Raw genomic sequence first — 23,034 nt, forward strand, 5'->3', positions numbered from 1 at the left:
CGAAAACAACCCATAATATTTTTTATATTATTTGGATGATTGACCTAAGCCAGATACGTAACGGACAACTTAGAAGAATCAACCGAACTACAATATTTATTAAAAAGTGGAAGTGCAAGCATAGATCTTCATTGGGAAAATAAAGGGAGTTTCTTAACAGTTGACGAAGTAGATGCTATCTCAGTGTATTAACACCATAAATAAAATATCTTTCTAATAAAATGTATTTAGGTAATTTTCTCCACTTAAGTGATGGGGAAATTTTTATTAAACGAATCAAAAGGTGTAAATAATTATCTTACTGGGTATTAACCTGTTATTGCTAATAAACATTCCTATCTCTATATAGAAGGAATTTCGTTTTTTCTTATGAATTAAGAACCTGTTAAGTGATAATAAAGTTATTCCATTAAAGGGCCATATAATTGAATAACATTTTCTCGAAAATATGGATATTTATGTTGAAAATTAGTTTAGATTGTGAAGAAATGTACTTAAACTATTGAAGCAGTTTAGTTGAACAAGAAAGCATGGTAAAATTCATGGAAATTATTGAGGTGATTGCATGAAATATACTTGTTCTTGCTGTGGTTATAAAACATTGAATGAGGAACCCCCTGGAACTGATGAAATCTGTAAATTTTGTTTTTGGCATGATGATTATGTCCAATATAAAGACCCTGATTATGAAGGTGGGGCAAATGAAGTTTCATTAAGACAAGCACAAAAAAACTTTATTAAGTTTGGTGCATGTGAAGAAAAATGTATTAAATTAGTAATAAAGCCAAATAAGGAAGATATAAAAGATCCTAACTGGAAACAGTTATAAGAAGTTATTGAATGATTGTTGTTCAACTAAGATTTTCAGCAAACGGGCGCGTTTATTTAGGAACGCGTTCTTTTTCCTTTATAGGGCCATTTAACGGAATAAATCTAACCGTTTCCTTAAGAAACGGTTAGATTTACGAGAGAAAGTTTATTCACTCGTATTTTCTTAAAACTAAAGCTGCATTGTGACCTCCGAAGCCAAACGAATTAGAAAGTCCTGTCTTTATGTTCACTTGACGAGAAACAGATGGTACATAATCTAAATCACATAATGAATCAGGGTTTTCTAAATTAATTGTTGGAGGAATTATTCCTTCTTTTAAACTCATTGCTAAAGCAATTGCTTCAACACCACCAGCAGCACCTAACATATGACCAAGCATTGATTTATTAGCTGTTACTGGAATCTGATAAGCTTGTTTTCCAAATAGCTTCTTAATAGCCATGGTTTCAGATATATCCCCAACTTTTGTACTTGTTGCATGGGCACTAATAACATCAATATCTTCAATAGATAAATTAGCATTTTTTAAAGCGGATCTCATTGCAAGATAGGCCCCTTTACCTTCTGGATGTGTAGCTACTATATGGTAAGCATCTGAGCTTGCACCATAACCAATGACTTCCGCATAAATCTTTGATTTTCTACGTAAAGCATGTGATAAAGATTCTAAGATTAGAATGCCAGCTCCTTCTGACATGACAAATCCATCTCGATTTTCATCAAAAGGGCGACTGGCTTTAGTAGGATCATCATTTCTTGTTGATAATGCTGTAGCATTACTGAAGCTTGCTATTGATAAGTCTGTTATAGCTGCCTCTGTTCCACCTGCAAACATAACGTCAACTTCTCCAGAGCGAATTATTCTAACGGCTTCTCCAATAGCTGTATTTCCAATTGCACATGCAGAAACAGGTGACATAGAAGGTCCCATTGCGTTCCATTTAATACTTATTTGTGCAGCAGCAGCATTAGACATCATAGCTGGTACTAGAGTTGGACTCACTCTTCTTGACCCCTTTTGTCTAAGCGCATCAATATTTTCAATTAAGGTATTAATTCCACCAATACCTGAACCAACGTAAACCCCTAACCTTTCTGTATCAATACATTCAAGGTCTAAATTAGAGTCTGTCCAAGCTTGTTCAGCTGCAGCTAAAGCAAATTGAGAAAAGCGATCTAAACGTCTTGCTTCTTTCTTTCCTAAAATTTTATCTACATCAAAATCTTGAATGATACCTGCGATTTTTGTCTTATGATTAGTAATATCAAATGTATCAATAGTGGATATACCAGACTCTCCGTTAATCAAATTACTCCAAAATGTGTTGATGTTGTTTCCCAAAGGAGAGACTACGCCCATTCCAGTAATCACAACTCTTTCCACTTTTCATCACTCCCAATCAATAATATACTTGTATTTTACAGTCTCTTTATCCTATTACAAGAGATTGCTTATCCTGGTATAAGTAATACTAGGCTAAATTGGTATGAAGGGGAGTTTAAAAATGAACGATAAAACTAGGCTTGAAGCTTTGTCAACATTCTTAAAAGCTAAGCGTGCACAAATTAAGCCAGAGTCTGTTGGATTACCTGCAGGGACCCGGAGAAGGACACCAGGATTACGAAGAGAAGAGATCGCACAATTAGCAGGTGTGAGTACCACTTGGTATACATGGTTAGAACAAGGAAGAGACATAAAAGTTTCTTCACTTGTACTCGATTGTATTTCTACAGCTTTGCAATTGAATAATGATGAAAGAGATTACTTATATGACCTAGCATTAGAAGCAAAGTTAGAAATTGCACATCCAAAAAAGGATCAATCAGAGCTAAGCCCTTCTTTAAAACGAATACTAGCAGAATTAACATATTGTCCGACTATCATTACAGATCGACATTGCCATATAGTGGGCTGGAATCCTGCAGCTGCTCATGTTTTTTTAGATTTTGAACAAATTCCGAATGATCAAAGAAACTTGATTCGTTTAGTGTTCACTAGAAAAGAATTAAAAGCATTGGCTGTTAATTGGGAACAATTTGCGAAGGGTTTTCTTGCCATTTTCCGAACCTATTATGGACATTATCACGGTGATGAATGGTACAATCAATTTATAAAAAAAATGAGTAATTCTCATCCAAAATTCCAAGATTTATGGCAAGAAAGTCATGTGAGTAAAGCGCCTGAATTAATAATTGAATTTAGACATGCTAAAGCAGGTAAAATGTTGTTTAATTTAACTTCTCTCCAAGTTCAAGGTGATATGGACTTACGTTGCAGTATTTATACACCAGTAGAGGAAACCGAAACAGAAAATAAATTAAAGCGATTGATGAAAAGTGTTTCGGTTAAAAATTAATAAAGTAATTTCGTTATTCCATTATAGGGCGCTATTCTAGAGTAGAAATTACGCTCATTCCTTATGTATGGCTCTGTTAAGCTATAATGTTGTTTTTTAGCAAATTGGGAAACTCTAATTGCAGGGTATACGCCTATTCAAATTAAGTTATTTACTTTCAGAATAGAAAGAGCTTTTCGTTAAATAATTTATTTCATTCATCAGGTAGTCTTCTGCAGAAGACTATCTTTTTTATATAAATTTGTTAATTGTTGTTTACTTTTTGGTTATTCAATCGTTGATTATGTAGGAGGGTGATTATGGATGAACAATTAGGATTGTACATAAATAAAAAATTGAAAGCTGTATATTTCCTTTTAATAAAAATGGGTGCTATCAAAGAGGATGCGGAAGACATCATTCAAGAAACTGCTATTCAATTTGTCCAATGCTGAAGTTTATGGTGCGAATATCCATTACGATAAATCTACAACTAGTTTTAGTTTGGATTCCGCTATTAATCAGGACCAATATGTAAAAGATATTAATGGAATTCCTTATACATGGTACAACGAACAAACTTGGTATAAAATTTATGATTCACCTACAACAATTTATGATAATTCTATAACATCATCTTCAAATAAACAGCAATACTATAGAAATGGACAAAGAGTGGTTAATTTCTATGTTCCTGGAGAAAAAAAGGTAAAAGATGATCGGAAATTACTCCAATCTTTAGCATCAAATAATGTGGTAGAAATGGCAATTTCATTTAAGGAGGAAATGAGTGCAAATCAAATGCTGAAGCAATTTCCGACTGCACAATGGGCCTGGGTACAAAACCCTCATGCAGATATTTCGATTATTCCTAGCTATGTGATTGGAGACTATGCATATGGCTTTACAATTACAGCACCTGAAAAAGGTGAAGAAAGTTTATCAAAAGACGTAAAAAACTTCGAGATGCACTTATCAAATTTATCTAGAGCTGATGAGAAAGACACGCATGTAAAGCCACTTCTTAAATCTATACAACATAAAGGTACAGTTCAAGTGAGTGGTGTCATTATAACAGGAACGGTAAAAGAATTATTACCAGTAATTAAAAATGATTCGATAAATTATATTAGTGTAGGAGTTATCATTCCTTATTAAAAGAAATGGACAAGGTTGAAAATAAAACATCTTTTTCTAGATTGCTATTTGGAGATTTAAATAATGGCAGCGATAGAAAACTGATAAAGTTCACTTTCATAGTAACTACTTTCTTCAGGAATGAACCTTAATCTACTACTAAATTAAGAGGTTGTGAAGAAAGGTATTTAAAGTAATGGGTGCTAGAGTTCAATAAGTGCAAGCCATCTTTAGCAGTCATGATCTTCAATAATCAGGCGCTTTCCTATAGTAAGGAAAGTGTCCTTTTTCTTGTATTTGAAGGGTTCCCATGGATTATCGGGCCAGATTGCGGAATACCAACTTTAAGTAAAATTGGATTTTTTGTTATATAATAGATGAGATTGGAAATAATCAGGTCTTCAAAATATATAAAGGAAATTTTATAAAGATTAACATTTCTGTTTAGGAAATCCCTGCTTACTACAGCTACTATCGGTCTCTCTTATTCTATATTGAAGCGAAGAATATTCTTTATGTATTTGGACCGTCTTGCTACTTATTTCTATCACAAGTGTAGTATTAATGTTACATATGAATTTAAAATTTGTGAAAGGAGAAATTCCACCGGCATTTCGGGATAACAAAGGTGATGAAAAAGTGATATTGAATGAGAGTTGACATAAGCTGCACGCGGAATAAGTTTAAGTTGCAAAATAATGAAAGTGTAATAGAATCTCTGGTCAATAACCAATTGGAGACCATCAAATCATAATGATTGAACCCGCTCATTCTATTTTCAGGACACCTATTATAAATCGAAAGAGGTTAAAATCTTGAGGAAAATAAATAATTTTTACAGTATGAATCATTTTAAAATTGCCTTCCTTGTGCTAGTGGTTGCTATTGTACCTCTTGCTGGCTGGTCGATGCCTACCCATAACTTTTCGGATAAGCCCGCAAAGACAGTCAAGAAATCATCAGGCCATATACATCGTGAGTTTGAGAATCTCGAAAGCAAATTTGACGCCCATCTCGGAGTCTATGCTATCGATACAGGTACAAATCGGAAAATCTCCTATAGATCCAATGAACGGTTCGCTTACGCATCTACTTACAAAGCACTTGCCGCAGGTGCATTGCTTCAGCAATACTCAATTGATAAACTCGACGAGTTAGTCACATACACTAGCAAGGACATCGTTTCGTATTCACCTGTAACACAGCTTCACGTAGATACCGGAATGACTCTTCGAGAAGTTATTGAGGCTGCGGTTCGATATAGCGACAACACCGCAGGGAACCTTTTATTAGAGAAACTGGGAGGTCCTAAGGGATTTGAAACTGCACTAAGGCAGATTGGAGATAACGTTACGCAAGTTGATCGCTACGAGACGGATTTGAACTCTGCTATTCCTGGAGATAAACGAGACACAAGCACACCAAAAGCACTTGCTACCAGCCTCCAGGCTTTCGCAGTCAGCGACTTGCTCCATACTGAAAAACGTACGATCCTGACGAATTGGATGCGGGGAAATACCACTGGAGATGCATTAATCAGGGCTGGTGCACCAACAGGTTGGGAAGTCGATGATAAGAGTGGGGCAGGAAGCTATGGAACACGGAATGACATTGCGATTGTTTGGCCACCGAATAGAGCTCCCATTGTCATCGCAGTTCTATCCAACCGTGATACACAAAATGCCACCTATGACAATAGGCTAATTGCAGAAACTGCAAATGTCGCACTTAACGCTCTAAAGTGAACAGATAAGTAAATTTACTCAACACAATACTCAATTGCATCAGAGAACAGGCTTAACATTCAGTCAGCATATACTATCTTTAGAAAGATTAGTATATGCTGACCGATATTTTTTTCTATACATGAAGTGTATTTCCGACTAAGAACAATTGATAAAGATCGTTTAATTGGATTTGTTGCTATTCATAGTATTGAATGGAACAATCGTACGGGGCTCTTGTCCATAGGAATTGGGGAATCTTCTAATCGAAATAAAGGTTACGGATCAGATGCTTTGAAGCTGATACTTCGTTATGCTTTCCATGAATTAAATTTGGATCGAGTTGGTTTGGAAGTTATTGAGTATAACAAAGGTGGAATAAGAGCGTACGAAAAGGTTGGTTTTCAAAAGGAAGGTAGAAAAAGGTCGGTAGTATATCGGGACGGAAAAAGATACGATGTTATTGTTATGGGAGTCTTGCACAATGATTGGAAGGCTATCCAGGGATAGGATAATATAGGAAAGTGATATTGTGAAAAATTGCACTTAAACTATCCGTCTTATTTACTTCAATAACGATATTCAACAACCGGGCGCTTTTCTGTAACAAGGAACAGCGCTTATTTTCATGAAAGGGCCATATTGTGGAGGAACGCTTTCAGGTACTCATGTAGATATTAAGGATAACATTTAAATAGAGGATAGAAGGTTAATTACGAAATATACAATTGTGACTCAAATCGACAATATGATAACTTTCGCTCTTTTTTCTGTAAATTAATAATGGTACAAACAACCTATGTTAATATAAAGTGAAAAAGGGGATATTTTACATTATGACTAAAAGTAAAAAAGAAATTCTATTAGAGAATAGCGACAAGAATTTTAGAGCATTACTTGAAATAATCGAGTCTATACCTAGCAGAAAAAGGGGTATATCCATTGAAACTCAAGAAAGGGATAAGAATTTTCGGGATGTATTAATGCATCTTTATGAATGGCATGCAATGCTTGAGAGATGGTATAGAGAAGGTATGGAGGGGGATATTCCTTTTATGCCTGCCCCCGGTTATAAATGGAATACTATAAGATTACTTAATATGCGAATTTGGGAAATCTATCAAGATATAACATTGAATCAAGCTTTAAAAAAATTGAAGTTAAGCCATGTAAGAGTCATGGAATTAGTTAAATCACATACCAATGAAGAATTAATGACGAAAAAATACTATAAGTGGACAAAAACAAGTAACTTATTCAGCTATTTTGCAGCAAACACTTCCCATCATTACATTTGGGCTATAAAAAAATGTGAAACTATTGCAAAGTCTATATAAAATAATCTTCAATAAACACGGGCGCTATCCTTGAATAAGGATCAGCGCTCATTTTTCATCTAAGGGCCTCTTAATGGAGGAAGAATCTCAAGGAAAATTGATTATTATGATACGTTTGGTGTGTTTGTGATAGATTGTACTTCTATAGGGGCAGTTTAGTTGAAGAAGAATAGAGAAAGGATCTTTTCGTAAAGATTGTTGCTTTATCAATAAAATAGATATTTTTTACATTTTTGTGGTATTTTATTTACAGTAGCTGATTTGGTTAATGAGAAGATTTGTTTAAAAAGAAAGGATATTAGGTTAAGCAAGGGGTGGATAGAAATTAGTAAAGACAATGATGCTGTTTTATATCGAGAAGTTCAACGACCAAGACAATTATTATATATCATAGTAATAATTATAGTTTCAGGAATTTTTTGGTGGGGATTTATCCAACAGGTTATATACGGAATTCAATTCGGAGACAAACCGATGTCTGATATTGGGTTGGTAATAGCTTGGGTTTTGTTTGGTTTGATCATACCTTTATTAGCGTTCCAAGTTAAGATGATAACTGAAGTACGTGGAGATGGGGTGTATATAAAATTTGTTCCCTTCCATTTTGAATACCGAGGCTTTGGTTATCAAAGTATTCGGGATTATAAAAGTGTTTCTTTTAGTTCGCTAAAGCGGTTTGGAGGTTGGGGGATTCGGTTTAATCTAAATGGAGAACGACTATATAATATTGCAGGAAGTGAGGGTGTCAAATTAAGGTTAGCTTCAGGAGACATTGTTATAATAGGCTCAAAAAATCCTGATGAGCTCAAAAAGGCAATAGATTTATCTTTAATTGATCATACTAAATAATCTTCATGATATATATCAATTATTAATTTTTCTTCAAACAAACAGTGACTTTTAATGTTCGAATACAGCTGTTTCTCAATGGACTGGCTGTTATTTTGTTTCAATAGTATAATATTTAGCACCAGAAACTGCTAAAGAAGTTTTTATTGTACAGGTTCTGCATTATCTGTATAACCTGTTTTAGTTTTGCTAACAGTAGCTACAATTTCATCGTTCATTGTAACTTCACAAGTGTTTGTATCATAATAAGCCGTTAATTCGTCCCCGTTGTAATTCATTTCAATGGTTTTAACTCCAGTTAGATTATTTTCTGATACAGAATAATTAAATTCTGGTTCTTTAGCATAAGCAGAAATGCTTGGTAATAATGCAGATGAAAGCAAAGATAATGATAATGCTGCAAGAATTAAACTTTTTTCATAAAATCATCCCTCTTTAGTTTTTTTGTTATCGCCTGAATTGCTAATAAATAAAAAAATTATCCCTAATATCAATAATATAGAACCTATAATATGCATTAACTTGTTTCCTAAATCGCCTAAATTATGGCTAGTGAAATTAAGAATAATCCCACCTATAATTACCGTTATTGCTATAAGAACTTTTTTTGTTGTAGTCACAAAGATGCCTCCTTTTTATTAGGTAATTAATAATAATTATAGTTGATATTATATTATTTTAGTTAATAAGCAAATGGTATTATTATTATTTCTACTATAGTAGGTTAAAAAATAGCGAAAGTTTTAACAGTGGTAGTCAAAACAATAGGGTATAAAATATAAAAAAAGGGAGAATTTATTAATATGAAGGAGGGGAAATCATGAACCATAATTTAACTGAACTAAAAGTAGAATACTTACGAAGCCTAATTGGTGATATGGAAACGTAACAAAAAAATTGGAATCATATGCAGTGAATTGTAAGGATCCTGAGTTGAAAGCCATTTTTGAACGAGATGCCCAAGCAGCAAAGTAAGCTCAACAAGATTTAATGATATATCTAAATTAAGGAGGATCAGCATGGTTCAAGATAAAGAAATGGTCACTGATAATGGAACTAACCCATTTGTCATTAATATTAACGAAGCATCAAAGCAAAACGATATGTATCGTACCACTTTATGGACAGGAAAGTATTTCCAGCTAACATTAATGAGTATTAATCCCGGAGAAGATATTGGACTAGAAATACATCCTGATGTCGATCAATTCTTACGTATAGAGCAGGGGCAAGGGGTAGCTCAAATGGGCAATAGTAAAGATAATTTAACCTTTAAAAGAAATGTCCAGGATGATTTTGCCATCTTTATCCCTGCTGGAACATGGCATAACGTAACAAATACAGGAAGTACTCCACTAAAACTCTATTCAATCTACGCTCCGCCTAACCATCCGTTTGGAACTATTCACCCTACTAAAGCTGCAGCAATGGCTGGAGAAAAAGGAGAAAATAACAGTAATTAAAATATCCTTATTTTTGGCAAGACTCCAGATGAATGGGTGCGGTACTAATGGGTAAATGAAGGATTAGAGGATGTTCAAAGAGGAATAAATGCTACTCACATTCTTCAAGAGTTTATTCTTATGGGGGCTAGTAGAAAAAGGATATTCTCCAGAAAAAGCATATGAGACAGAGGAAGAATGGGAAAGGAAATCTACACTTCTACAACAAAGTAAAAATATGTAGAAAAAATGTAAGGATAATGGGTACAGATAAAAGACTTTTGGAATTTTAAGGTTTTGCCATTTTGGTGAAACCTTTTTAAATTAAAGAGGTTGTAAAGAATTGTAATTAAACAAACGAAGGCTAATGGTGAGTCTTCTGTTAAATAGCGCGATTGTTGAGGTAAAAATCATCGATCTATTTTATAAAACTAAAACTTAAATTTACCGAAAAAGAATCCATTTTGATTGATTTTTCAAAAATGGATTCTTTTTATTTTCCGTAAAACAGTGGTATTTATGAATGATTTTGATCTTAGACTAAAACCACCGCACCCTAAGGTAACATATGAATAAATTGTCTAAAAGAGTTCCTTATATATAAAATGTAATTGAGTTATACCGCAAACAAGCCATTAAATCGAATAAGACTTCCAAACAAAACTGGAAATTTATTTGAAATTAGAGTCGGATTGTGAAAAAATATACTTAAACTAAAAAAGTAGAATAGTTAAACAAGATCTTGGTCAATAAAAAAAATCAAGGATGATCCATCTGCAGATTTCCAAGAGATTGTTGTCTATCAACTCACAGATAAGAGAAAAGCAGAATACGAGCTATATAAGGTTCAAATGAAAAAATTAGAACGCAATCGAGCATTATTAGATAAAGCTTAAAGAGATAACTATGGACCAGTTATTAGCTAAACTAGTAAATTGCTCTTAAAAATATTGTAGTTATAAATAAGGAGATTAATAACATGAAGAAAATACTTTCATTATCAGCCGTAGTTTTACTATCGGTTGGATTGGCTGCTTGTGGACAAGAAAAACCGGAGGATGCGGTAAATGGATTCTTAACATCATTTCAAAAAGGGGATCTTGAGAAAGCTGGAACCTATATTGCTGGCGGAATGGATAAAGTAAACTTAAGTAATGATGATAATGGATTCTCTGAAAAAATCTATAAACCAATTGGTGAAAGCTATGAATTTGAAAAACCTAAAGAGAAGTCTATTAAAGGAGACAACGCAAAAGTCGATGTAAAAATTACTTCTGTTGACGTTGGCACTGCATTTACAAATAGTATTACGAAAGTTATGCCTATGGCGTTTGCCACAGCTTTTGAAGAAAGTGATAAATCACAAAAGGCCATCCAAAACATGATGGAGAAAGAAGTTGTAAAAAATATATCATCTAAAAAAGCAGATATGTCTACACGTACAGTGACATTAAATTTAAAAAAGAACAAAGATGGTAAATATAAGATTGTTGCGGATGATAATTTGGAAGAAGCTATTTTCGCAAATTTGAAAAACGTACAAGATGCATTTGGTGATAATACAAACTCAGATAATGCTGCAGATCAACCAAAAAAAGACGTGCAAGTTCTATCTACGATTGCTAAAAACAAATCATTTGATGTCAATCCTATTAAATTAAATATAGAAGAAGTATCATTTAAGAAAGCTTCAAATGTTCCACAGGATGAACAAGATAGCATTAGTAGCACATCAGGAAAAGACGTGGGTAGTGAATTCAACTACATATATATTAAATATAATGCTGAAAATACATCAGATAAAGATTTTATCTTTAGCGGTATTAACAAGGTAGTTTTGTTCACAGATGGAAAGCAAGAAACAATAGATAATTCTATGGGTGGAGATTTCATCGATTATGATGAAGATAATGATGGCGAATACTACGGTAAGGTGAAGAAACAAGGTGAGGTTGGACTTGTTATTAAGACAGACCCTAGTAAAGTGGATAAGGTGAGATTAGTTATCGGCCATTCTATGGATTCTGAAACCTATGATTTAGGCAGGGATGATCAAAAAGTAGAATATACTATAAAAAAATAATTTTAAAACAAAAGACCAAGACGTAAAGTAGTAATTATAGAAAGATTAGGTATAGAAATTTTTTCTTTTTCTTATAAAAATAAAACTTGAATTTACTGAAAAAGAATCCATTTTGATCAACCTTTTCAAAAATGGATTCTTTTTATTTTCCGTAAAACAGTGGTATTTATGAAATGATTTTGATTGAAGACTAAAACTACCGAGTCCTGCGGTAACATCTACATAACCCACATCATGTGGGCCCGGGGGTGATGCCATGACAGTATTTGAAGCATTCATGTTAGTAATCGAGTATTCAATGTTAGTCATCGCATTTATGTCATTTATTAATAATAACTCATCTTTGAATATTGTAAACCAATTTGGAGCCAATTCCTTTAAAGGGATCAACTATCGAGTTTGACCGTTTGATGCAACAATATGAGGATGGATAAAAAAGGAAGAAAAAACATCAGTAGACTAAATAGCTACTGATGTTTTGGTTTGCAAGAAATCGAAAGTATAGGTGGCTTACACCATTTATTCTAAGTAGTCGCTATCAAGAATTCCTCACCTTTTGGCAACGACAGTCCGTCTGTTCGGCCAGTAAAATAGCGTTGGTTAAGATCAGCTGATGATACATGTCGAGCTTCTCTGAAACCTGCTTCTTTTGCTAGGTCAATCATTTCTTCTGGTGTGAAGAAGCTGATGAATGGTGTGCCACTTGATTGGGCACCTTTTTTGGCTTCTTCAGCCTCTTTTTTGATTTTGGTTTCAGTTTGTTCAAATGGTAGTAAGAACGTCATGGCCAATATGGAGCCTGGAGCGAGCTGTGCTACTTGCCGTAGAGTTGCCAAAATTGCCTCTTTTGTGAGATATTGAGAGACGCCGGTGGATGCCACTACTGCTGGTTGTTTTGCATCGAATCCTGAAGCCTTTAGTTTTTCCCACCAGGATGTGCCAGCTTCGAAGTCAACTGGCACAAGTTGTAGCCATTTAGGGATACCGTAACCGAGTGCCATCAAACGTTTTCTCTTCCACTCTTGTGTTTCAGGTTGATCGACCTCGAAAACCTTTAGTCGAGATGCAATCTCCGTTCTCCGTTCTGCAAAGGTGTCCAGACCGGCACCGAGTATCACATATTGGTTGACGGCTTTGTCAAGTTGTTCAGTGACTAAATCCTCTACAAAACGAGCACGTGCAACGATAGATGCTCGGAAGCCGCTAGTAAAACTTGGATCCATATCAGGTTGCGTTTGCCATTCGTCTTCTGGATCAACAAGCTTTAAACCAACCTCGTCTTCAAGTACATGAGGCAGTGCATCTATCTGAACATGCAAAGCCCTCCATAAGGCAACTCTCACGGCAGTATGATCTGGTATATTCTTTGGTTTATCCTGCATTTAATTCTTACTCCTTTCGATTAATACAATTCAAGTCGGATACATTACAGAACAATCTGCTTATTCCAATAAGGGGATGTAGGTAGGAATGTTAATGGCAATCGCTTACTAATCTAATCATTGTAATCCTGTCAGTTGTTCATCAAGCTAATTGTAGTTCAATGGATATTAATTGCAAGGATTCAGGTAATAGAAATGATAGTAGTTCTTCCGGAATATGAAGGATTTATCGTTTCTTGATAACGAGTGTTTATTATACGAGTATGAAAAAAGAAAAGAAAGCATATGAAGAAGTTCGTGCTTAAATCAGGCCCTCTATGGCATCGAACGAGTGAGAGACTCAATTATTAGTGCAAAAAAACCTGATAATACGGTTAGTAAAGTTGTAGCGAATACAATTCGATTGCTCACTATAATACCATTTTCAGTGGTGACTAATTTTCGAAATATAAGATTAAAGATTACCCCTAAAAGAATGGAACCAATCCAAATAACTAGTCCCACTTTTGTAACTAATTTTTCCCAATCAAAAATCCAAAAGTAAAGAATTAACATATGTACAATGACCAAAGGTATTGAAGTGATAACTAACAGTCTTTTTACCATAAGAGCTTCCTCCAAATACAATTATACTAGTGGGATTTGCGCAAACCTTTTTATTTCAATTAAGCAATCTTTTAGAATGAGAGTTTACAAAAGAAGTGCAGAATAACTTTATGATACTATGTACTGACACGTTTATTTTAAGCTATTTCTCTTAGAAAAGAGCGCCCATTTTATACTAAATTTTTTTGGCTCTATGCGAATTAGTTGACATAATATAACCAAATTTAATATACTAAGAGTGTAAAAATTTTTACTCCACATTTAAGAACCTCAGGTTTTCAATACGTCGACAACAAGATAATTCGGGCTTTTAAAAGATTAAATTGTTGTTTTTTCCGCTATTTTATTATCCAACAATGTTTTTCAAATCTTTTGCAGTCCTCGAAAATAGCAAACCCAAAAGGAGCTGTTCTAGAGTATGCAACAAAATAATTTAGAAATTGAACCGCAAGATATTAATATTGTTAGTTCTAAGAAAGCGCGTAAGGCTGTCATCGCTACAGGAATCGGTAATGCGATGGAATGGTTTGACTTTGGTCTTTATGCATATTTAGCTGTTATTTTAAGTAAGTTGTTCTTCGCTGGCGTTGATAACAGCGGACTTCAACTAGTCTTTACATTCGGTACATTTGCTGCCGCCTTCTTAGTAAGACCACTTGGCGGTATATTCTTTGCTAAAATCGGTGATAAACATGGTCGTAAAATTGTCTTAAGTACAACGATCATTTTGATGGCTGTTTCCACTTTATTAATCGGTTTCCTTCCAACGTACCAACAAATTGGCGTTTGGGCACCAATTCTATTATTGGGTGCTCGTTTGATACAAGGTTTCTCAACCGGTGGTGAATATTCAGGTGCGATGGTTTATATCGCTGAATCTTCTCCCGACAAGAAACGTGGTACTCTAGGGAGTGGTCTAGAAATTGGTACATTAATCGGTTTCATAGCCGCTTCTGGTTTAGTAACAATTTTAACTTTTACATTATCTGATGCACAAATGCATGCTTGGGGCTGGCGTATACCATTCCTAATTGCTGCACCGATTGGTCTTGTCGGCTTATATTTACGTCGTCATTTAGATGAATCGCCCGTTTTTGAAGAAATGGAACAGGCACAACAAGAAAGCGAAGAAGAACCACTTACATTTAAAGAAATCCTAAAACATTATAAAAAAGATTTACTTTTAAGTGTTGTAATCGTTGCGTTCTTTAATATTACAAACTATATGGTATTGTCGTATATGCCATCTTACTTAACGGAAGTATTACATGTAGATAATACAACAAGTTTAATTATTCTACTGATTGTGATGGCACTAATGATTCCATTAGCGTTATTTGCTGGTCGCCTTTCTGACAAGCATGGTAACAAGCGGATTGTTCAAATCGGCTTAATTGGCTTAGCATTCTTATCAATTCCAGCCTTTATGTTAATGGGGAATGGACACATTGGTTTTATCTTCGCTGGTGTCTTCTTGCTTGGTTTCTTATTAAGTTTTTATGAAGGGACACTACCTTCTCTATTACCAAGTTTGTTCTTCTCAGACGTTCGTTATCGCGCTTTGGCTTTAACATTTAACGTTTCTGTTTCGATTTTCGGTGGTACAACACCGCTTGTCGCATCATATTTAGTACACGTCACAGGCGATCCACTAGCACCAGCTTATTATTTAGCAGCTATAAGTGTGATTGGCTTAATCGTCTTCAGTCTATTATTCGTCCAAACTTCAGGTCGTGCCTTAAAAGGTTCTTACCCTACAGTTGAAACAAAAAAAGAAGTTCGTGAAGTCATGAAACAGGATCCAGAAGAAGCTCTTTGGTGGTATGAAGAATTACCAATGTTAAAAGAATCATCTCAAACGAAAGAAACTATGTGATTTTAATAAATAGATAGCTAAAAAAGATTGTCATTTGTGTGTAAATCTTTAACATTCTCAGACTTTCATAGTATATGTAAATAAAAAGAGCGCTCTTTTCGCTGTAAATTGGTTTAAATCCAATTTCTATTAAAAGCAAAAGGAGCGCTTAAATTATATTCCCAAAAGTGTATATCCGCATCTGTTTATATCACCAATTTTATAGATAGCTATTTTTCCATAAACTTGTATTAAATAATTTGAAATTATTTGCTATAATTGGAATATTAAATGGTGTGGCATATTCACAGTGTAAATTGCATTTGTTTGACATCATGATTTTTGTTACTAAAGGTTGTGCAATATATGATAAAAAGTAAAAAAATGTTCTATACAGCGCTTATTCTTTTTGTTGTTTCATTAACATTGAATTTGTCTTTTCCAAACGAAAATCCTTTAGGTGAGACAATTGCATCAAATTTGAATTTACCTGTTCGCTCTACCAATGGCCTCTTATATGTGGGAATAATTTCATTCTCCTTATTATTTGCAAGCTTATTTTTACTTAACAACTCGATCAATAAATATCATGTGCGTGCTATCTTGTTTGCTATTTTGGTCGCCATTTTTGCACCATCAATAATAGTCAGTTCATATCAAAAAACATTTGCAACAGGTATTTACGCAGTATCCTATGAAAGTGAATCCAGTAGTTGTAATTTCAAAATGATTAATAAAAAAACTTTACATGGTGTATGTAGGCTTCCGTTTAAAAATTATAGTAGTAGTGAAGTAAAATTCAGTGTTGAGTTTTATGATAAATATGATGGGGAAGTACCAATGGTAACACTTATGAACAACAATGGTCCTTATGTAGTAGAGCTAAAAGGGAATCAGAGAAAAACGGAGAAGATTGAGACGAATATAGATGTATCAAAGATGAAAAATCACATAGAAGGTGGTAATGCGATGGGCGTAAATATTATTTTGAAATCAGGAAGGAAAATGCGGAAATTATAAATTTGTGATGTTAGATAGATGAATCCATAAATGATGAAATTGATTAATTGTAAAAGGGGGTGGGACAGAACAAAATTAGTCCCTCCCAAAGTCAAATAATTGAACTTCATAAAATCAATTTCATAAAGCATCTTTTTTTGAGAAAATACGATTATTTGATGATGGACATCATTTAGAATGGTGTGAAGTGGAGGGACGGCGACTCCTCGATAATGTATTCACATTTTCTTCGTATAGGGCTAACTCGAGGAAGTAAGTTCAGTGTCCTGCGACAACGGCTTCGTGACCAACATCTTGTTGGCCCGATGAGATTGAAGTCGAGCCTTCGGATAGTGCCGTTTGGAACGGGCACAAAACAGAAAGTTACGAAAAAATATATCTTAAATGTTCGTGCATTTTGTACAAATTCTTCATGATGAAATAGATTCAATCGAATAATAAAAAAGAAAGTCCGAACAAATGTGAAATTTTAAATAGAATTTCACATTTGTTCGGATTTTTCATTAGTTAAAATACTATTGTCTCGATTCAAATTGTTCTTTTATATAACGGACAAAAGTTGGATTCGTCAATTCGCTTTTTCGTGTACAAATAAATAAACTTTGTTTAATCTCTACATTTTTAATAAAGATACGTGCCAATTTATTCGTCTCTATGCTGTCAGTTACGCTGAGAAAAGGGGCGAGAACGATACCATAGCCTGCTTCTACAACTTTTAAAGATTCAAATAGACCTTGCATCTGTAAGCCAATCTTAGGCAATGGACAATTTTGTGCATAAAAAACAGCTTCTACTAAATCGCGTGTCGAACTTCCTTTTTCACGATAAATTAATTCTTCCTGTGATAATTCACTTAACGATACAATTTGATTCGCTAATGGATGTGATGGATGGGCAACAAATGCAAATTCAACCTCCATTAACTTTTCAAAAGTTAGATCTTCGTGTCCAATATTACTTTGTACAACAAATCCGAAGTCAGCTTCGTAGTTGCGAATTTTTTCTTCAACTGATTTTACATTTCCTAGTGATACGACGAATTCTACATCTGGATACATTAATTTAAAATTTGCGATGTATTCAGGCAAGACATAATTGATCGGAATGTAAGAGGTCGCAATCTGAATTTTTTCGTCTTTGGCAACAAATAATGTAAGCTTATCCTCAATTTGCGCTTCTAAGTGAAACAAGCGTAGTCCTTGTTCATAGACAAATTGCCCATCTTCCGTTAATTGAATTCCTCGTCCTTTACTTTTCGTTAGCTGCAAACCCAACTCTTTTTCTAAATTACGAATTTGGATCGTTACAGCTGGTTGGCTTAACCGTAATTCATTTGCCGCAGCTGTGATACTCCCTAAATCTGCGACTTTCGTGAAAATTCGTAGTGCATGTAAATTCATTATTATCACCATATTATAAAATTTATTTATGAATCTGAAAAAAATATATATTTGTTTTATGTAAATTATAGCAGTAGTTTAGAAAGAGAGGTGAATGTAATGGCTATTTTCATAAATGAATGGTTTTCAGCAGATGGGTTGATGTTATTTTCAATCGGAGTAATAGCCGCGATGATTGGTGTCATGTTTGGGGCAGCAGGTTTTGTATTACTCCCAGCAATGTTATTAGTTGGCGTACCTATTCATGCTACGGTGGCTGTGAATAAGTTCGCAACAGGTGTTTCTTCGTTTACAAATGTCCTCACATTAATATTTAAAATAGATATATCCCTTAAAGAGATGGTGCCATATATGATTATGGCATGTTTCGGGGGATTGACAGGAGCATTTTTAGCAACACGACTGTCCGAACAAATAATGAACATTGTGGCTTGTTTTATTCTTATTTTTTCCTTTTTTATTGTACTCAAAAGTAATAAAGAGATTGGGATGGATGTTGAAGGTTGTCATGAACAAAAGCCATCGTTCATCACACCGTTTTTCATTAGTATGTATGATGGTGGTTTTGGACCGGGCTCTGCATTGATGAATATTACGTATTTTTTGAAGAAGCAAGGTAACTATAAAAAAGCTGTTGAATTAACACGTTTCGTGATGTTTTCCAGTTGCATGAGTGCTTTTATATTTTATTATCTTTTTGGCATTGTCGATTGGAGGATTGCTATTCCGGTTACGGTTGGTTCGATTGTGGGATCTCACTTAGGAATGAAAATGGTGCAATATATTCAAGTGAAATGGCTCCAAATCACATTGCCAGCAATCTTTCTGTTATTAATTGCACAAGTTGTACGTGATTTATTGTTCTGAATAGTAAAGTAAGTTTAGGTAAGAGTGGAGTTACGCGGGCTAGCTGGTTGTACTGAAAGTGGTTGGTTTACTCCGAAAAAGGAGCGCAGACTAAAATCACCACGTCCTACGGGTAACTTCTGCATGACCCACATCGTGTTGTGCCATGCCAAGCCAATATAGAAAGCACTAAATTGTAGTAGCTTTTACAAGTTAGTCATCTTAATTCTAAAGAAAATTCAAATACGACTTAATCGAAATTATGTGTCAATTTCACATATTCTCAGTTAAGTCGTATTTTAATTTAACCATTACTAATTTAGAATTGATGGAGAGTCTTATATATTTTTTTAAATGAATTGCATTTTACTCTTGAAAAGAAAAGAATAGAGGTTTAATATAAGTATATTCTTATATATGAATTTACAGAGGTGAAAAATGGATATTCAATTTTTAGAAAAGCAGTTAAAAGCAGTTGCAGACGCAAATCGTTTAACACTTTTAAGTTGTTTAAAATCTGGTGAGGTTTGTGTTTGTGATTTGGTTGATGTTCTTGGATTATCGCAGCCAGCAGTAAGCCAACAATTAAAAAAATTAGAGGAGGCAGGGATTATTACAGCTCGAAAAGTCGGTACGTGGAAGCACTATCGTTTAGTAGATGAACAAACGCCTATTATTCAAAAAGTCCTTGAAGAATTAGAAGATAAAACAACTTGTCATTGTGGAACATGTGGTGTTGAATCATGAAAAACAACTCAATCACCCAACAACTTTCTTTTTTAGATCGATATTTAACGCTATGGATTTTCTTAGCGATGGCACTTGGCATTACCATTAGTTTGATATTCCCTCATTTTAAAGAAGTATTAGATGCGGCAAGTGTTGGCACAACTAGTATTCCTATTGCAATCGGATTAATCATTATGCTGTATCCACCACTTGCTAAAGTGAAATATGAAGAAATGTGGCGTGTCTTCAAAGATGTAAAAGTTTTAGCACTTTCTTTATTTCAAAACTGGATTCTAGGACCGTTTTTAATGTTCTTCTTAGCCATCATTTTCTTACATAATTATCCTGAATATATGGCAGGATTAATCATGATTGGCTTGGCACGTTGTATTGCGATGGTAATCGTATGGAATGACTTGGCGAAGGGTGATCCTGAATATGTAGCTGGACTTGTTGCATTTAACTCTATTTTTCAAATCATTATGTATCCCGTCTTTTCTTGGCTTTTCTTAAATGTGATGCCAGGTTGGTTCGGACTCGATACATTTAATGTGTCGATTTCCATTTGGGAAATTACTAAAAGTGTACTGATTTATCTAGGAATTCCATTTGTCGCAGGGATACTTACACGGTTAATCGGGATCAAAATAATGGGGAAGGAAGCTTATGCAGAAAAATTTTTACCAAAGATTTCTCCACTAACCCTTGTTGCCTTATTGTTTACAATTGTGATGATGTTCGCTCTAAAAGGTGACAAGATTGTAGAGTTACCGTTAGATGTACTGCGTATTGCCGTGCCGTTATTGATTTACTTCCTTATTATGTTTGTTGTGTCGTTCTTTGCATCAAGAAAAGCTGGAGCAGGTTATCCCGTAACAGCAGCTCTTTCCTTCACAGCAGCAAGTAATAATTTTGAATTAGCGATTGCCGTTGCGATTGCCGTATTTGGCTTACACTCTGGAGCAGCCTTTGCAGCTGTCATAGGTCCACTTGTAGAAGTACCCGTACTCATCGGACTTGTAAGTGTAGCTCTTCGATGGCAGAAAAAATATTTTAAGACGATTAAATTATAAGGAGATTTATTCAATGTCAAAAGTACTTTATTTCCTTTGTACAGGGAATTCCTGTCGTAGTCAAATGGCCGAAGGATGGGGAAGGAAATTACTTCCGAATGATTGGATTGTCAAAAGCGCAGGAATTGAAGCGCATGGTGTAAATCCTAATGCTATTAAAGCAATGAAAGAAGTAGGAATCGATATTTCGAATCATACTTCTGATGTTATTGATAGTGAAACTTTAAACAACGCCACTTTAGTCGTTACGCTTTGTGGAGACGCTGCAGATAAATGTCCGATGACTCCGCCACAAGTTAAACGTGAACATTGGGGATTTGAAGATCCAGCAAAAGCACAAGGTACAGAAGAAGAAAAATGGCAAGTATTTAGGAAAATTCGAGATGCAATTGGTGCTCGAATTGAACAGTTTGTAAAGGAGTTAGACTAATGGATATTTCAGTTGAAGGTAAACAATATTTAAAACAAGTAATAGAAAACTCAGAGGTGAAAACACTTCGGTTTTTTGGAATTCCTGGCTGTTGCAATGTGAACTTGGGCGTTGCATTAGATCATGCACAATCAAATGATGAAATCGTAAAAATTGATGAACTAACAGTAGCTATCGATCCCAGTGTTAAATCTTTAGTAGAAGACGTAACCATTCATGCAGAAGAAGAAAATGGAGAAATGGGATTATTATTAGTGGGCTATACACCAACAAGTTGTAAATAACTAAGTTTTTTTAGGAACATTTAGAAAAAATAAATAGGTAGCCTCGTGCTACTTATTTATTTAAACAATATATAAGTAAATTCTTATTTACGGAGGGAAATTAATGAAAACCACATTTAAAATTTTAAACCAACCTAGTTGTTGTGACCCTGCAACGGGCTGCTGTACATCTGAATCTCAGTTACCAATTGCGATAATCGGTGGGGGGCCAATTGGATTAGCCGCAGGTGCCCAACTCATTTCGAGACACCAATCATTTATTCTTTTTGAACAAGGAAGTGAAATAGGCTCAAATATACGTACATGGGGACATGTCACATTATTTTCTCCATGGCAATATAACATGGATTCAACGGCTAAAGAGTTATTAAAACAAACAAATTGGCAAGAGCCAAAGGATGAGGAGATTCCTACAGGAAATGAATTAATCGACAATTATCTAAAACCTTTAGCAGAGCTTGAAGATATGAAGTCTTCGATTTATACAAATCATAAAGTAATTGCGATCACTCGTAAAAATAATGATAAGATGAAATCTAAAAATCGTCATCAACAATCATTCGTCCTTTATGTAGAGTCAGATGGAGATGTGAAACAATTTGAAGCAAGTGCGGTTATTGATGCAACGGGTACTTGGGGTAATCCAAACCCTGCTCAAGGGAATGGCGTATGGCTGCCTGAGGAAAAAGCATTAAATCAAAAGATTGATTATCAGATTCCAAATATTGAAACCTCATCTAACCTCTATGCAAATAAAAAGATTGCGGTTATTGGTGGTGGTCATTCAGCCATTAATTCTTTGTTAAATCTAGCCAAACTAAAAGAAAAACATCCGATGACAGATATTACGTGGATTTTAAGAAAAGAAAATATTGAAAGGGCTTATGGCGGGGAACAAAATGATGAACTTGCTGCACGTGGAGCGCTTGGTACACGGATTCGCCAACTTGTAGAAGAAGGTACAATTACTGTTGTGACACCATTTTATGTTTCATCACTAAAAAAATCTGATAAAATCGCGATTATTGGTGAACATCAATCAGAAGAAAAAGTTTTAGAAGGTTTTGATCGTTTAATTGTCAATACTGGTAGTAGACCTGATTTTACGATAAACAGAGAATTACGCTTAAATATTGATGCCATAACAGAAAGTGTACCAGCTTTAGCAACTCTGATTGATCCAAACGAGCATAGTTGCGGAACTGTAGAGGCACATGGAGAGGAACTTTTACGACAACCAGAACAAGGTTTCTATATTGTAGGCGCTAAAAGCTATGGACGTGCACCGACATTCTTAATGGCAACAGGGTATGAACAAGTTCGATCTGTAGTGGCTTATTTAACAGGAGATTTAGAAAGTGCTAAAGATGTGAAACTAAACCTTCCAGAGACAGGTGTTTGCAATAGCGGGTTAGGCGGTTGTTGTTAAAATTGAAGACTGTTAGTTTTCACTAACAGTCTTATTTCTTATGAAGGGGCCATTCTTGTTAGAAAGTTTTCAGTATCCGAAATAAATAGAGTTAAGCAGTTTTTTCTAAGTGAAGAAGTAGTTAGAACAAGTATAAATATATTTTTTGAGAACAAACGTTCTTCATAATTCGTAATAGATAGCTGATACTCAAGGATGGTTGGCTCACTTTGAAAAAGGAGCGCAGACTAAAATCACCGA

The 23,034-nt window shown here is 34.6% G+C and carries 24 protein-coding genes and 2 pseudogenes; 20 read left to right on the top strand and 6 right to left on the bottom strand.

Going from position 1 to position 23,034, the window contains the following annotated elements; all coding sequences use genetic code 11:
- The first annotated feature begins 565 nt into the window (after positions 1 to 565).
- Positions 566 to 829: a CPCC family cysteine-rich protein gene (locus CEF14_RS03475; RefSeq protein ID WP_102691572.1), complete on the top strand. Its 264-nt coding sequence runs from the start codon at positions 566 to 568 to the stop codon at positions 827 to 829.
- A 151-nt stretch (positions 830 to 980) separates the two neighbouring features.
- On the opposite strand, the gene fabF is transcribed toward CEF14_RS03475, so the two are convergent.
- On the bottom strand, positions 981 to 2,216 hold the full coding sequence (gene fabF, locus CEF14_RS03480) for a beta-ketoacyl-ACP synthase II (protein ID WP_102691573.1): 1,236 nt from the start codon (positions 2,214 to 2,216) through the stop codon (positions 981 to 983).
- Positions 2,217 to 2,337: 121 nt separating this feature from the next.
- On the opposite strand from fabF, the gene CEF14_RS03485 reads away from it, so the two are divergent.
- The 7 genes and pseudogenes from CEF14_RS03485 (at position 2,338) to CEF14_RS03510 (ending at position 8,215) form a co-directional block, all read left to right on the top strand.
- Positions 2,338 to 3,189, top strand: coding sequence for a helix-turn-helix transcriptional regulator (locus tag CEF14_RS03485; protein ID WP_102691574.1), 852 nt, complete (start codon positions 2,338 to 2,340; stop codon positions 3,187 to 3,189).
- Positions 3,190 to 3,488: 299 nt separating this feature from the next.
- Positions 3,489 to 3,623: a hypothetical protein gene (locus CEF14_RS19345; protein WP_281256484.1), complete on the top strand. Its 135-nt coding sequence runs from the start codon at positions 3,489 to 3,491 to the stop codon at positions 3,621 to 3,623.
- On the top strand, positions 3,610 to 4,326 hold the full coding sequence (locus CEF14_RS03490) for an anti sigma factor C-terminal domain-containing protein (protein ID WP_170061431.1): 717 nt from the start codon (positions 3,610 to 3,612) through the stop codon (positions 4,324 to 4,326). The genes CEF14_RS19345 and CEF14_RS03490 overlap by 14 nt, the downstream gene beginning before the upstream one ends.
- 821 nt (positions 4,327 to 5,147) lie before the next feature.
- Positions 5,148 to 6,050, top strand: coding sequence for a class A beta-lactamase (gene bla / locus CEF14_RS03495; protein WP_102694273.1), 903 nt, complete (start codon positions 5,148 to 5,150; stop codon positions 6,048 to 6,050).
- Between the two features lie 114 nt (positions 6,051 to 6,164).
- A pseudogene (locus CEF14_RS03500) lies at positions 6,165 to 6,539 on the top strand (GNAT family N-acetyltransferase); the annotation flags it as partial.
- Between the two features lie 326 nt (positions 6,540 to 6,865).
- Positions 6,866 to 7,366, top strand: coding sequence for a ClbS/DfsB family four-helix bundle protein (locus tag CEF14_RS03505; RefSeq protein WP_407690444.1), 501 nt, complete (start codon positions 6,866 to 6,868; stop codon positions 7,364 to 7,366).
- 261 nt (positions 7,367 to 7,627) lie between these two features.
- Positions 7,628 to 8,215, top strand: a complete 588-nt coding sequence (locus CEF14_RS03510; RefSeq protein WP_245890035.1) for a DUF6141 family protein — start codon at positions 7,628 to 7,630, stop codon at positions 8,213 to 8,215.
- Positions 8,216 to 8,358: 143 nt separating this feature from the next.
- Here CEF14_RS03510 and CEF14_RS03515 read toward each other — a convergent pair whose 3' ends face one another.
- Both CEF14_RS03515 and CEF14_RS03520 read right to left on the bottom strand, forming a co-directional pair.
- A complete protein-coding gene (locus tag CEF14_RS03515; protein ID WP_102691576.1) occupies positions 8,359 to 8,598 on the bottom strand; it encodes a hypothetical protein in 240 nt (79 codons plus the stop codon).
- Between the two features lie 42 nt (positions 8,599 to 8,640).
- On the bottom strand, positions 8,641 to 8,835 hold the full coding sequence (locus CEF14_RS03520) for a hypothetical protein (RefSeq protein ID WP_102691577.1): 195 nt from the start codon (positions 8,833 to 8,835) through the stop codon (positions 8,641 to 8,643).
- A 426-nt stretch (positions 8,836 to 9,261) separates the two neighbouring features.
- On the opposite strand from CEF14_RS03520, the pseudogene CEF14_RS19425 reads away from it, so the two are divergent.
- The 4 genes and pseudogenes from CEF14_RS19425 to CEF14_RS18910 form a co-directional block, all read left to right on the top strand.
- Positions 9,262 to 9,678, top strand: a pseudogene (locus tag CEF14_RS19425) (cupin domain-containing protein); the annotation flags it as partial.
- A 737-nt stretch (positions 9,679 to 10,415) separates the two neighbouring features.
- Positions 10,416 to 10,553, top strand: coding sequence for a hypothetical protein (locus CEF14_RS18905; RefSeq protein ID WP_281256539.1), 138 nt, complete (start codon positions 10,416 to 10,418; stop codon positions 10,551 to 10,553).
- A gap of 83 nt (positions 10,554 to 10,636) precedes the next feature.
- A complete protein-coding gene (locus tag CEF14_RS19145) occupies positions 10,637 to 11,740 on the top strand; it encodes an LptM family lipoprotein (protein WP_211284554.1) in 1,104 nt (367 codons plus the stop codon).
- Positions 11,741 to 11,996: 256 nt separating this feature from the next.
- The gene (locus tag CEF14_RS18910; RefSeq protein ID WP_170061432.1) at positions 11,997 to 12,143 is read left to right on the top strand and encodes a hypothetical protein; all 147 of its coding nucleotides are present in this window, start codon (positions 11,997 to 11,999) and stop codon (positions 12,141 to 12,143) included.
- A 121-nt stretch (positions 12,144 to 12,264) separates the two neighbouring features.
- On the opposite strand, the gene CEF14_RS03535 is transcribed toward CEF14_RS18910, so the two are convergent.
- Positions 12,265 to 13,122, bottom strand: a complete 858-nt coding sequence (locus CEF14_RS03535; protein WP_102691579.1) for a class I SAM-dependent methyltransferase — start codon at positions 13,120 to 13,122, stop codon at positions 12,265 to 12,267.
- A gap of 315 nt (positions 13,123 to 13,437) precedes the next feature.
- Positions 13,438 to 13,728, bottom strand: a complete 291-nt coding sequence (locus CEF14_RS03540; RefSeq protein WP_102691580.1) for a hypothetical protein — start codon at positions 13,726 to 13,728, stop codon at positions 13,438 to 13,440.
- Positions 13,729 to 14,146: 418 nt separating this feature from the next.
- Between CEF14_RS03540 and CEF14_RS03545 the strand changes: the two genes are divergently transcribed.
- Complete coding sequence (locus tag CEF14_RS03545) at positions 14,147 to 15,604, top strand: MFS transporter (protein ID WP_102691581.1); 1,458 nt, start codon at positions 14,147 to 14,149, stop codon at positions 15,602 to 15,604.
- 345 nt (positions 15,605 to 15,949) lie between these two features.
- Entirely contained in the window at positions 15,950 to 16,603 is a 654-nt protein-coding gene (locus tag CEF14_RS03550; RefSeq protein WP_102691582.1) for a hypothetical protein, read from the top strand.
- Between the two features lie 515 nt (positions 16,604 to 17,118).
- Here the strand turns inward: CEF14_RS03550 and CEF14_RS03555 are convergent.
- A complete protein-coding gene (locus CEF14_RS03555; protein ID WP_102691583.1) occupies positions 17,119 to 18,003 on the bottom strand; it encodes a LysR family transcriptional regulator in 885 nt (294 codons plus the stop codon).
- 99 nt (positions 18,004 to 18,102) lie between these two features.
- On the opposite strand from CEF14_RS03555, the gene CEF14_RS03560 reads away from it, so the two are divergent.
- From CEF14_RS03560 to CEF14_RS03585, 6 genes are all read left to right on the top strand, one after another.
- On the top strand, positions 18,103 to 18,870 hold the full coding sequence (locus tag CEF14_RS03560) for a sulfite exporter TauE/SafE family protein (protein ID WP_102691584.1): 768 nt from the start codon (positions 18,103 to 18,105) through the stop codon (positions 18,868 to 18,870).
- 417 nt (positions 18,871 to 19,287) lie between these two features.
- Positions 19,288 to 19,596 carry an ArsR/SmtB family transcription factor gene (locus CEF14_RS03565; protein ID WP_102691585.1) on the top strand — a complete coding sequence of 103 codons (309 nt, stop codon included), beginning with the start codon at positions 19,288 to 19,290 and terminating at the stop codon, positions 19,594 to 19,596.
- Positions 19,593 to 20,651 carry an ACR3 family arsenite efflux transporter gene (gene arsB / locus CEF14_RS03570; protein WP_102691586.1) on the top strand — a complete coding sequence of 353 codons (1,059 nt, stop codon included), beginning with the start codon at positions 19,593 to 19,595 and terminating at the stop codon, positions 20,649 to 20,651. Before CEF14_RS03565 ends, arsB begins: the two co-directional genes overlap by 4 nt.
- 13 nt (positions 20,652 to 20,664) lie before the next feature.
- Positions 20,665 to 21,081 carry an arsenate reductase (thioredoxin) gene (arsC, locus tag CEF14_RS03575; protein WP_102691587.1) on the top strand — a complete coding sequence of 139 codons (417 nt, stop codon included), beginning with the start codon at positions 20,665 to 20,667 and terminating at the stop codon, positions 21,079 to 21,081.
- On the top strand, positions 21,081 to 21,365 hold the full coding sequence (locus CEF14_RS03580) for an iron-sulfur cluster assembly accessory protein (protein ID WP_102691588.1): 285 nt from the start codon (positions 21,081 to 21,083) through the stop codon (positions 21,363 to 21,365). The genes arsC and CEF14_RS03580 overlap by 1 nt, the downstream gene beginning before the upstream one ends.
- A 103-nt stretch (positions 21,366 to 21,468) precedes the next feature.
- Complete coding sequence (locus tag CEF14_RS03585) at positions 21,469 to 22,794, top strand: NAD(P)-binding domain-containing protein (protein ID WP_102691589.1); 1,326 nt, start codon at positions 21,469 to 21,471, stop codon at positions 22,792 to 22,794.
- Positions 22,795 to 23,034 lie beyond the last annotated feature (240 nt).

The organism is Rummeliibacillus pycnus (assembly GCF_002884495.1).
In the GTDB taxonomy this organism is placed as follows: Bacteria; Bacillota; Bacilli; order Bacillales_A; family Planococcaceae; genus Rummeliibacillus; species Rummeliibacillus pycnus.

Coding starts and splice junctions, on each gene's coding strand:
- CEF14_RS03475 (WP_102691572.1), top strand. CDS start 566: ATGAAATATACTTGTTCTTGCTGTGGTTATAAAACATTGAATGAGGAA.
- CEF14_RS03545 (WP_102691581.1), top strand. CDS start 14,147: ATGCAACAAAATAATTTAGAAATTGAACCGCAAGATATTAATATTGTT.
- CEF14_RS03550 (WP_102691582.1), top strand. CDS start 15,950: ATGATAAAAAGTAAAAAAATGTTCTATACAGCGCTTATTCTTTTTGTT.
- CEF14_RS03505 (WP_407690444.1), top strand. CDS start 6,866: ATGACTAAAAGTAAAAAAGAAATTCTATTAGAGAATAGCGACAAGAAT.
- CEF14_RS19145 (WP_211284554.1), top strand. CDS start 10,637: ATGAAGAAAATACTTTCATTATCAGCCGTAGTTTTACTATCGGTTGGA.
- arsB (WP_102691586.1), top strand. CDS start 19,593: ATGAAAAACAACTCAATCACCCAACAACTTTCTTTTTTAGATCGATAT.
- CEF14_RS03535 (WP_102691579.1), bottom strand. CDS start 13,122: ATGCAGGATAAACCAAAGAATATACCAGATCATACTGCCGTGAGAGTT.
- CEF14_RS03585 (WP_102691589.1), top strand. CDS start 21,469: ATGAAAACCACATTTAAAATTTTAAACCAACCTAGTTGTTGTGACCCT.
- CEF14_RS03565 (WP_102691585.1), top strand. CDS start 19,288: ATGGATATTCAATTTTTAGAAAAGCAGTTAAAAGCAGTTGCAGACGCA.
- arsC (WP_102691587.1), top strand. CDS start 20,665: ATGTCAAAAGTACTTTATTTCCTTTGTACAGGGAATTCCTGTCGTAGT.
- CEF14_RS03485 (WP_102691574.1), top strand. CDS start 2,338: ATGAACGATAAAACTAGGCTTGAAGCTTTGTCAACATTCTTAAAAGCT.
- CEF14_RS03580 (WP_102691588.1), top strand. CDS start 21,081: ATGGATATTTCAGTTGAAGGTAAACAATATTTAAAACAAGTAATAGAA.
- bla (WP_102694273.1), top strand. CDS start 5,148: ATGAATCATTTTAAAATTGCCTTCCTTGTGCTAGTGGTTGCTATTGTA.
- CEF14_RS03560 (WP_102691584.1), top strand. CDS start 18,103: ATGGCTATTTTCATAAATGAATGGTTTTCAGCAGATGGGTTGATGTTA.
- CEF14_RS03540 (WP_102691580.1), bottom strand. CDS start 13,728: ATGGTAAAAAGACTGTTAGTTATCACTTCAATACCTTTGGTCATTGTA.
- CEF14_RS18910 (WP_170061432.1), top strand. CDS start 11,997: ATGACAGTATTTGAAGCATTCATGTTAGTAATCGAGTATTCAATGTTA.
- CEF14_RS03555 (WP_102691583.1), bottom strand. CDS start 18,003: ATGAATTTACATGCACTACGAATTTTCACGAAAGTCGCAGATTTAGGG.
- CEF14_RS19345 (WP_281256484.1), top strand. CDS start 3,489: ATGGATGAACAATTAGGATTGTACATAAATAAAAAATTGAAAGCTGTA.